The 8,830-nt window shown below is 63.5% G+C and carries 11 protein-coding genes; 4 read left to right on the top strand and 7 right to left on the bottom strand.

Annotated elements, in window-relative coordinates; all coding sequences use genetic code 11:
* Positions 1 to 178 precede the first annotated feature (178 nt).
* The 4 genes from OG874_RS30195 to OG874_RS30180 all read right to left on the bottom strand — a co-directional run bounded on the left by OG874_RS30195 (position 179) and on the right by OG874_RS30180 (position 1,610).
* Positions 179 to 412, bottom strand: coding sequence for a hypothetical protein (locus OG874_RS30195; protein WP_330250486.1), 234 nt, complete (start codon positions 410 to 412; stop codon positions 179 to 181).
* On the bottom strand, positions 409 to 663 hold the full coding sequence (locus OG874_RS30190; protein WP_330250485.1) for a hypothetical protein: 255 nt from the start codon (positions 661 to 663) through the stop codon (positions 409 to 411). The genes OG874_RS30195 and OG874_RS30190 overlap by 4 nt, the downstream gene beginning before the upstream one ends.
* 246 nt (positions 664 to 909) lie before the next feature.
* On the bottom strand, positions 910 to 1,338 hold the full coding sequence (locus OG874_RS30185) for a DNA-directed RNA polymerase subunit beta (protein ID WP_330250484.1): 429 nt from the start codon (positions 1,336 to 1,338) through the stop codon (positions 910 to 912).
* A 62-nt stretch (positions 1,339 to 1,400) separates the two neighbouring features.
* Positions 1,401 to 1,610: a hypothetical protein gene (locus tag OG874_RS30180; RefSeq protein WP_330250483.1), complete on the bottom strand. Its 210-nt coding sequence runs from the start codon at positions 1,608 to 1,610 to the stop codon at positions 1,401 to 1,403.
* A 160-nt stretch (positions 1,611 to 1,770) separates the two neighbouring features.
* Between OG874_RS30180 and OG874_RS30175 the strand changes: the two genes are divergently transcribed.
* The 3 genes from OG874_RS30175 to OG874_RS30165 all read left to right on the top strand — a co-directional run bounded on the left by OG874_RS30175 (position 1,771) and on the right by OG874_RS30165 (position 5,411).
* Positions 1,771 to 2,928 carry a helix-turn-helix domain-containing protein gene (locus tag OG874_RS30175; RefSeq protein WP_330250482.1) on the top strand — a complete coding sequence of 386 codons (1,158 nt, stop codon included), beginning with the start codon at positions 1,771 to 1,773 and terminating at the stop codon, positions 2,926 to 2,928.
* 232 nt (positions 2,929 to 3,160) lie between these two features.
* A complete protein-coding gene (locus OG874_RS30170) occupies positions 3,161 to 3,877 on the top strand; it encodes an MspA family porin (RefSeq protein ID WP_330250481.1) in 717 nt (238 codons plus the stop codon).
* A gap of 1,213 nt (positions 3,878 to 5,090) precedes the next feature.
* Positions 5,091 to 5,411, top strand: a complete 321-nt coding sequence (locus tag OG874_RS30165) for a hypothetical protein (protein WP_330250480.1) — start codon at positions 5,091 to 5,093, stop codon at positions 5,409 to 5,411.
* On the opposite strand, the gene OG874_RS30160 is transcribed toward OG874_RS30165, so the two are convergent.
* Positions 5,404 to 5,886: a hypothetical protein gene (locus OG874_RS30160; RefSeq protein ID WP_330250479.1), complete on the bottom strand. Its 483-nt coding sequence runs from the start codon at positions 5,884 to 5,886 to the stop codon at positions 5,404 to 5,406. The genes OG874_RS30165 and OG874_RS30160 overlap by 8 nt on opposite strands.
* Positions 5,887 to 6,076: 190 nt before the next feature.
* The gene (locus OG874_RS30155; RefSeq protein ID WP_330250478.1) at positions 6,077 to 7,453 is read right to left on the bottom strand and encodes a serine hydrolase domain-containing protein; all 1,377 of its coding nucleotides are present in this window, start codon (positions 7,451 to 7,453) and stop codon (positions 6,077 to 6,079) included.
* Between the two features lie 171 nt (positions 7,454 to 7,624).
* Here OG874_RS30155 and OG874_RS30150 point away from each other — a divergent pair, with 171 nt between their 5' ends.
* The gene (locus tag OG874_RS30150; RefSeq protein WP_330250477.1) at positions 7,625 to 8,209 is read left to right on the top strand and encodes a Uma2 family endonuclease; all 585 of its coding nucleotides are present in this window, start codon (positions 7,625 to 7,627) and stop codon (positions 8,207 to 8,209) included.
* Between the two features lie 57 nt (positions 8,210 to 8,266).
* Here OG874_RS30150 and OG874_RS30145 read toward each other — a convergent pair whose 3' ends face one another.
* Complete coding sequence (locus OG874_RS30145) at positions 8,267 to 8,821, bottom strand: peroxiredoxin-like family protein (RefSeq protein ID WP_330250476.1); 555 nt, start codon at positions 8,819 to 8,821, stop codon at positions 8,267 to 8,269.
* Positions 8,822 to 8,830 lie beyond the last annotated feature (9 nt).

Genomic DNA, 8,830 nt, shown 5'->3' with positions numbered 1-8,830 from the left:
GCGGGACGCGTTGCTGCCGACATAAAGCCCCGCACCTCTGGTCAGGGGCTTTGGTGGTAGCGGTGGAATTTGAACTCTCCGCCACCGCACTACCATGAATAGCCCTGGGTGGCTTTTCCGGACCCCAGACGTCGGGTGTAGGTCTGGCGAAGCACGCACAGGCGCTACAGGTTTGCGCCTATTCTATGTACAGGCGCTCGCAAGGAAGGCGCCGATAGCCGCTGGTATTGCCGAGGTTGATTGTGACGGCGTCGGTGTAGTGCCGCGCCCGATGTTCCTGGATGAAGTTCAGGCCCGCAGTCATGCAGGCGACGTAGTCGAGGCGAACTCCGTGCAGGAACACGCTGAGGTGTACGTCCGGTTCATCCGGAAGTGGCGAAACATCGTCGGGGTCTTGGGTTTGCAGGCTCATGATTCCTCGACGTCGTGAACGGCGGTGGGCACAACAGGAATCGCGTCGGCTTTGTCGAGATCGGCGTCTGAGTCCGAAACCCATCCGTCCTCGTCGACTGGCATCAGGAAGCCGTCCGAGCTTTGGTAGATCGGTTTGCTATCCGTGGGTGCCAACTCGATTTTCTGGAGGGTGTCACTGTGGAAGTCCGCGAGCAGACGCCGCACCGATGGGGCGATCTCCTTTCGCTGGGGCCGCTCGAGTTCGGTCATCGGTGCACAACTCCGATGCCGCTCAGGTCGAAGTCGGCTCGGTCGTCAACCACCCGCACCCCGACCCACGGGCACCGTTCGGGTTTGGGCATGATCGGCGTGTGGTCGGCAATGCAGCCATCAACCAGGGGCACCATTGCCGCGCACATCCGCGACGGGCACGCCACGAACTCCAACGCTCCAGTGGTGGCGCTGAACGCGCCGACGCCGCACAATGACAGCTTTATCGTAGGGCCACAGGTGGATTCAGGCATTGGCGGCTCTCCGATGCACGGGCCGGTACTGGCCTGAGCACGCCCGTATCGAATCGACCACGACCAAACCGGACGGGCGGAACGTACACCGGGGTGGTTCGACCCAGCGTCTGAACAGCGCCCCCCGATCAGCAGGGGAGGGCAACGCGATGGTTCCTCCGGCGCGAACGACAGAGACGTTGAGCCGGAACATCTCTGCGAACAAACTCACGTCGTCGGGAAGATCCGGCCGCACCAAATAGGCCCAGCGACCCGAACGAGGATGCGACAGAATCGGGCCGATATCGGCCCGTCGTCGCTGCATTTCGACCTTGACGGCTTGCCCGAGTGGGGCGGGCAGCACCAGCGCCCACACGAAGTCGGCGTGCATGACGATGCGGCCCAAATGCGGCGGGTCGATGTTCGCGGGAAGGTCGCACACGCGCCGGTAATAGGTGCAGCGCGACACAGGGGTATCGCCAAAATCTAAGTGCTCCATCGGGGTTACACCTCTTGGTCGTGTCGGTCGCGGTTGGTGCGCCCGGTGCCGGGGGCATCGACACCCCGGCACCGGGACGGCTCTGCGGTCGCGGGCGGGCTTGCCCACCCACGCACGGCAACCGCGAACTGCTCGACCAGATCGGGTTGTGCGCCGCTGTAGGTGGCTGGTGGCCCGGTGAACGGGTCTCGCTGTGGAAGCTCTCGGTTCGGCATCTGCCGACCTCCCGGACTTCGAGGACTGTTTGGGTGCGCCCGTATCGAGAGGGATCGGCGGGACGCGCCCGTCGGGTGGGTGCTGATATCTAGGTTCGCCGCCGAGGGACAGCTGAAAGGCCAGTAGAGGGACAGTCCCGATCGGTCTACGCTGGCGCTCATGGGGTATGCAGGGCAGCGAATAGCAGCAGAGCGCAAGATTGCCGGTCTCGGGCAGCGCCAGCTGGCGCTGCGCGCCAACTACTCACTGTCGATGGTGAAAGCGGTTGAACAGGGGCGGGAGGTGGCGAGCCCAGGCTTCATATCCGCCGTCGCCAAGGCTCTGCGGATCACCCCCGAACAGTTGACCGGTGCGCCCTTCGATGACGGCAAACCGATGTCGGATGCGATCAATAACCTGTCGGTACTGCTCACCGAAGGCCGCTACGCCCGCGCCACCGAACCGGGAACAATCGACGTGCTGACCGCCGACCTGGAGGCGGCGCAACAGCTCTACCGCAGCGACCGCACCCGCCAAACCATCGAAGTGCTGCCCGCACTCATCCGCCGGATACATGGGGCTGTGCGTGAAACATCCGGTGATACACAGGCGCACGCGTACACTCTGTTGACTTCGGCCTATGTGTTGGCGGAGTGGTCGGCGCGGCGCACCGGGCATTTGATGTTGGCGCTCCCGGCTCTGGATCTCGCGGACACGTACGCACCACTTGCGGATGATCCGCATTACGGCGCATTCTCAGCGCTGGCGCGTGCCCGGGTACTCACTCATTACGGCGAATCCGAAGTTGCCGGGCAACTCATCGACTCCACTATCGGCGCTGCCGACACGAGCCACGCCGGAATGGTCCTGGCCGGATACTCGCACCTTGCCGGAGCGATCAACGAGGCACGAAAGCTCAACTACCCCAATGCTATTGACCACGCGGCGGCCGCGCGCGAGTGCGCCGAGCAGACCGGCGAGACCGATCTGTACATGACGGCGTTCGGCCCGTTGAACGTCGAAATCCATGCACACGCAATCGAACTCGAGGCAGGAGACCCCAGCAAGGCCGCTATCGAGGGATCGAAACTCACCTACCACGCCGACGCGGCACCCACCCGGGTTGCACACCACTGGCAGGACAACGCAAGGGCGTGGTTGATGACGGGCAAGCCGGAGCGCTCGCTTGCGGCGCTCAACAAGGCTCGGGCCGCCGCTCCGCAGCAGACTCGGTTGCACCCCTCGGTTCGGGAAACCCTGTACGGAATCGCGGCGGCCGAGCGCCGACGTACCGACAGCTTGGCCGGGTTCGCATCATGGGTCGGTGTTACGTTCTGATCGGCACCGAAATCTCGGAGCCGCTCCAAAGCCTGTTGTGACGGTGAAGCCCGCCCGTTGAGGTGTGGGCTTCGGGGCCGCTGAGACCGTGCGGATTGTGACCTTGGAGTAGGCGTCTGGAAGGTCGACCGACCAGGTCACCTAGCGTCGAGACCGTGAAGGCCGTTGCTGATGTGTAGCAACGGCTTTCGTTCGTCTTTATGATCGGCGGCAAGCCGGTCGTTGTGCTACCGTGACGCCCGTAGGGGGCAATCTCTTGGGGGGATTCGCTTGCGACAACGGTGGTTTCACCCCAATCGGTTTGCTCGGGACACGTACACACGGGGATGTAATGCGTATACGGGGCACGATTACCGGAATCTTTGGTTTGCTGGCGGCAATCGCGGTCGTCGTCGGAAGCGGTCCTGCCGCTGCTGAGCCGTTGGCCGACAAGTCACGCGAGACCACTACTGACGACGGCTGGCAGATGCGGATCATCAAGACCGACGAAAACCTCGACAGATACCCGAATCTGGCGGCCACCATGTTCACCCGGGAAGGATTTGTCAGCCTCAAGGCCATCGCCGACATCACTGGCGACGGCACCGCTCCGGTGAATGCCGGCGCCATGACGCTCGGTTATCAGATCGGCTGCCAGGTCGACGTAACCAACGGTATGACATTGGGTTTGGCTATCGGTCCGAGCGTCAGCATCGGCGTCTGGTCCAATGTCGGTGCAAGCGCGATGATTTCGCCGACCGTGTATCTGAAACCGGGTACCATCACCGACATCCCATTCGGTACGAAAGCCCTTGCCGGACGGCATGGTTCGATCACTTCGGATCAGGTTCATATCAAAATCGACGGTTGCCTCGGCCCGGTCAGTCTGCGCTCGTACGCAATCGTGAACATCTCGACCCCGACTGCGGACAACTCACTCGCCGTCTACGGCGACCCGATCTACCTGTGAGGCAACGATGTCCCGGCTCAGGACATGCCAAGGACTCGGGCAGATCGGTCGCTACTGCACGCTGCTGGCAGCGGTGACAGCGCTGGTGGTCGGTGTTGCGCTGGTCGTGGCCGGTACTGCCAATCCACCGGCCGCGCAGGCCAAACCTATCAATCCCTACGTTCCCTGCTCCGAATGGCAGGCGATGCATCCCGGCTGGCCGTGCTGGGGGAATTTTCCCGAAATCGAAGAGCCGGTACTTCCGGGAGCGCCGGGACAGCCATCACCTGCCGTCCCCGCACCGCAGACCTTTCCCGGCGTACCCCAGCCCCTCGGCCCGCCGCCGCCGCCCGCTACCGCACTTACCCCGCCGACTCCCGGTCCCAACACCGATCCCTGCAATGCGATCATCCCCGTCCCCGGCTACATTCCACCGGCGTTACCAGGGAATGTGCCGAATGCGGCATGCGGATCCGGCGAGGACCGGCCACAAACCGGGCCGACCCGTACACTTCCGCTGCAGTCCGCCGGCCTGTGCCCGCTCGGCCGGAACCCGGATGGCAGTTGCCGCGGGCACGGTGCATTGAACGGGTCGGGGTCGAAGGTCGAAATACCCGAGGATTACATCTTCGATCCGAATTGTGAGCGCGTCCCAGAGGGGCGATCATGCGACTCATGGGTGTTCATGCACGACTATTGCTCAGGATCTCCCGATCAACTACCTGCCCCGGGTGCGAATGCCGATTTCCGAGGCCCGTGTGCGCGCCACGATATGTGTTTGGAGAGCGGCGGCACGAACAACTTCTGCAATAATCAGCTGTTTCTCGACATGAAACAGAACTGTGAGTACACCTATGGGGCGGTTGACCCGAGATATCAGTTCTGCCTTGCCAACGCGGGCGTCTATTGGGACGTGGTGTCCGTGATACAGCCACCGCTCCCAGGGCAGAACGGTCCGTGGGGCAACTAGATTCCGCCCACCACAAGTTCGAGTGACCAGAATGAGGATCGGAAATTGCGTAGCGTCATCGGAATCGGTGTGGCACTCGCCGCAGTGCTGATCGCCGGATGCTCTAGCGGCTCAATGGATTCGAGTTCGCCGTCGGCCACGACACCGGCTGCGGGCGCACCGCCGGCGACTACTCCGGCTTCGAGCGCGCCGCCATCGCCGGCGTCGCCGAGCGCTGGCCCCGTTCAGGCCGTCGATCCCACGACGCGTGATCAGATCGTCTCGGTGACCAATCGCGCGATCGAGGACTACAACACCGGTAACCTGCCCGACCTGGTGGACATCTCGTGTGGCCAGCTCCGCTCTGAACTGGACAACACCGATGCGGACGCCTTTGCCGCAGGGGCTCGTTCCGATCTCGACGCCCGAGGGCGGGGCCGTGTCACCGGTGTCTCGGATGTCACTGTCCTGCAGACATTCGCCAGTGCAGCCGTAGGGGTGCGGTACGAACGGCATGCCGCAGGGTTGAATGACAACAACGAAGCCCTGTTCTCCGCGGTCTACGAAAAGATCGGAGACATATGGCGGATCTGCGGGCTCAGCTGAGCGTCGGGTTGGTCGTCCGGCTCTTGAAGACCGCTGTGGATGCCATCGACAGCAACAGACAGACAAACCACAACACGATGTCGGCTGTGTAGGTCACAACAAGCGGAATATTGAAATAGGCCAGTGAACCGCGCGGATCGACCAGCACATGATCCTGGAAAACCAGATCGCGGTGGCCAACGGCGGCGAAATAGATCTTCGCGACTTGTAGCAGACATGAGGCTACTGCAAGCGTCGCCAGCAACACCGATACCGCTCGGGCGATACGTGACCGCAACACCAGCACGACCGAAAACAAAGCGACCGCAACAGAAAAGACGGCAATCCCTGATGTTGCGGCGGTATGTGCGACCAGAGATTCACGAGTCGGAAGCGAAGAAAGTCGAAGTGTTACTACGCCAACCAAGGCGAACACGCAGACTGCCGATCGCGCCCGGCTCAGATTGGCAGCCGTGAGCAATGCGACGGTATCCACCGAAGCATCGTAACCGGTACTACTCACAACCAGCCGGTCCTAGGTGGATCGAACTAGCCATCCTGCACGCCCGTGTTAACACGTCGGTCTCCTGTCTTGACGGCCGGTGGGCCGGGCTGACGCAACGGGCTTCGTCGCAGCGAAAGCGGTCACCACTGTGTGGCAACGGCTTTCGCTGTTTCGGCGCGGTTCACGCTTGCTGGACTCGACCGAACATCCGTCCTGCAAGGTCGGCGCCCACGATCTTGCCGCGTTCGTCGCGGGTGAAGAATCCGCGCTGCCCCTGCAGACCGCCGCTGATGACGATGTATTGGTCATCGGGCAGCAAGCCCAGACCGGCCGCCGGAAGGTCCGGGGGCAGTTCGATTTCCGAGGCCGCGCGCACTTCGGGCTTGATCCCGCACGCCACCGTCAGTCCCGCGTCGTCGGTGCCGATGATCAGCGTCATGACATCGATCTCGTAGTCGCCGACGATCTCCTCGGCTCGCGCCGCGTCGAAGGGCAGTGGCTCCGGATCGCGATCGATCACGCCGAGGTAGTGCTCCAGCGCCCACCGAACAACGGCCTGGTTGAACTGGATGCCGTCGTCCGGCCCCGCATTGGACATGACGGTGATGGCGAAATTCCGTTCCGGCACGGTCAGCAGCTCGGCGAACTGGCCGTTGGACGATCCGCCGTGTCCGACGAAGCGAACTCCGTCCACATCGCGCAGGAACCAGCAGATGCCGAAGGCATCGCCGAGCGAACTGCCCTGGAGTTCGACCGTCTGCTCCTTCATCCGATCCAGCATCCCGGTGGGCAGTACCCGCGCACCGCTTTCGGTCCGCCCATCGCCGAGATGGAAACGGGCCCAACGAAGTTGGTCGGCCACCGAGGACGCGATGCCACCGCCCGGGTTGTTGGCGCGGGTGTCCTTCCACTCCCGTGCGACGGCGAGGGTGCCGTCCTCGCCGAGGTTGTGCCCGACGGCGAACCGGTGGGTCATGACCTCGGCCGGTGCATACCGACTGTGCGACAGTCCGATCGGATCGAGAACCAACTGCGCAACGGCCTTCTCGAAGGTCAGCCCGGTGACCTTCTCGATGACCCGCCCGAGCAGGTTGTACCCGGCCTGACTGTACGAAGCGCGCGCCCCGACCGGCGCGATCTGCTCCAGCTCGGGCAACCGCGCCACATACTGAGCCAGCGCGTCATCCCCGTCCCCGGTCTCGATGATCAGCCGAATCCCCAGCCCCGCAGTGTGGTTGAGCAGATTCAACACCGTCATCTCCGCCGCGGCCCGCTCATCGGCGAGCACCAGCTCCGGAACATACCGCCGCACCGGCGCGTCCAACTCGACCTTGCCCTCCGCGACCAGCCGCATCAGCGCCGTCGCGGTAAAACTCTTACTGACCGACCCCAACACGAACATCGTGTCCCGATCAACCGGCACGGGATTCGCCACACTCGTCACCCCATGAGTCGCGAACACCTCCCGCCCATCCACCCACACCCCGACCGCAGCCCCTGGAATCCCGAACTTGCTGGCCGTAGTCTCGACGAATTCCACCAGCGCTACATCAGACATTGTCTATACCTTCCAGTTCCTGTCCGCCGCCGCCAAGGTCCTCGATCCCTCGCCCGTCCGGCATGCCCCGAACAATGCCCACCCCCGCTGACACCGCGCTGACACGAATCGCTCAGGCTAGGCTCAACGACATCAGCTGACATCGTCCGCACCCATCCGTCGAGGTTGGAGGTGATTTCAACGGAAATATCCGTTCCCCGGTCCGGCCGTTGGACGGCCGAAGACCTTGATCACTTACCCGAGGACGGATTGCGATACGAGGTGCTGAATGGTCTGCTCGTCGTCCATGCCGTCCCCAGCCCGCGACATCAATTGCTGATCCAGTGGCTGGTGCGCGCGCTCGGTGATGCTGCACCGCCTGGCTACGTTGTGCTGCCTGGTGTCGGGGTACTGATCGGCGAGGACGAGCCGATTCCCGATGTCGTGGTGGCCACCGGCCCGATCGACTGGGATGACCGCGGAGTCCCCGCCGAGCAGGTGCAACTGGTGGTCGAAGTGGTGTCCACATCGACGACGCTGCAGGACCGCATGGTCAAGCCGGTGCTCTACGCCGCCGCCGGGATCCCTAACTACTGGCGCTTCGAGATCAATCCCTTCAAGGGCCAGCTCCCCAGCGAAACGTTGCCAGTTCTGTTCGCCCACGAGCTGAGTGCGGACGAAACCTACGAGCGGACGCACCGGGTGGCGGCCGGAGACACCGTCACCCTGCGCAGCCCGTTCGAATTCACGGTGGATCCAGCGTCGCTGATGCCCTGAGTCGGGGCGATATGAGACGGCCATGGTGTGAATCGGGTGGACGGTCCGGCTCGGCCGTCAATGTCGTGTAGCCGGTACCAGGGCGAGTAGTTCGTCGACCGACCATTGGTCGTCGGCGTGCTTTCCGAGTTTGCTGGCCAGGACTCGGCCGTCAGGGGCGATGAGGAAGTCGGCGGGGAGGCCGAGGCGGCCGCCTTCGGGTTCGGCTGGGGGAGCGGGCTTTTGCTTGCGGAGCACCGCTGTTGTCGCGGTGACGACACCGCGGATGATGGCGGGCCAGGCGCGGGGGTCGAGCAGGGCGCGGGGTGTGGTTTCGACGCCGAACTCGCGGTAGAGGATTCGGGTGGGGTCGGCGATCAGGTCGAAGGGGAGATCGCCTTCGTATTTGCGCAATTCGGTTGCGCTGGAATGGAAGACGACGACCTCGCGGACATCGGCGGCGCGGATCTCGTCGTGCCGGGTGGCGAACGAGCGCAGGTGCAGGTTGCAGATCGGGCAGCCGGCGAAACGGCGGAATTGCAGGTGGATCAGGCAATCCACGTCCGGAATCTGAACGGTGCTGTCGGCGATGGTGATCAGGGCGCGGGTGGCCACGGTGCGCGGCAATGGCATGAGATCTCC

The organism is Nocardia sp. NBC_00565, assembly GCF_036345915.1.
Classification (GTDB): Bacteria; Actinomycetota; Actinomycetes; order Mycobacteriales; family Mycobacteriaceae; genus Nocardia.
The sequence above is the reverse complement of the archived record's forward strand: the minus strand, read 5'-3'. Positions and strand labels throughout refer to the sequence as shown.

Coding starts and splice junctions, on each gene's coding strand:
- OG874_RS30195 (WP_330250486.1), bottom strand. CDS start 412: ATGAGCCTGCAAACCCAAGACCCCGACGATGTTTCGCCACTTCCGGAT.
- OG874_RS30190 (WP_330250485.1), bottom strand. CDS start 663: ATGACCGAACTCGAGCGGCCCCAGCGAAAGGAGATCGCCCCATCGGTG.
- OG874_RS30175 (WP_330250482.1), top strand. CDS start 1,771: ATGGGGTATGCAGGGCAGCGAATAGCAGCAGAGCGCAAGATTGCCGGT.
- OG874_RS30180 (WP_330250483.1), bottom strand. CDS start 1,610: ATGCCGAACCGAGAGCTTCCACAGCGAGACCCGTTCACCGGGCCACCA.
- OG874_RS30155 (WP_330250478.1), bottom strand. CDS start 7,453: ATGTCTGATGTAGCGCTGGTGGAATTCGTCGAGACTACGGCCAGCAAG.
- OG874_RS30145 (WP_330250476.1), bottom strand. CDS start 8,821: ATGCCATTGCCGCGCACCGTGGCCACCCGCGCCCTGATCACCATCGCC.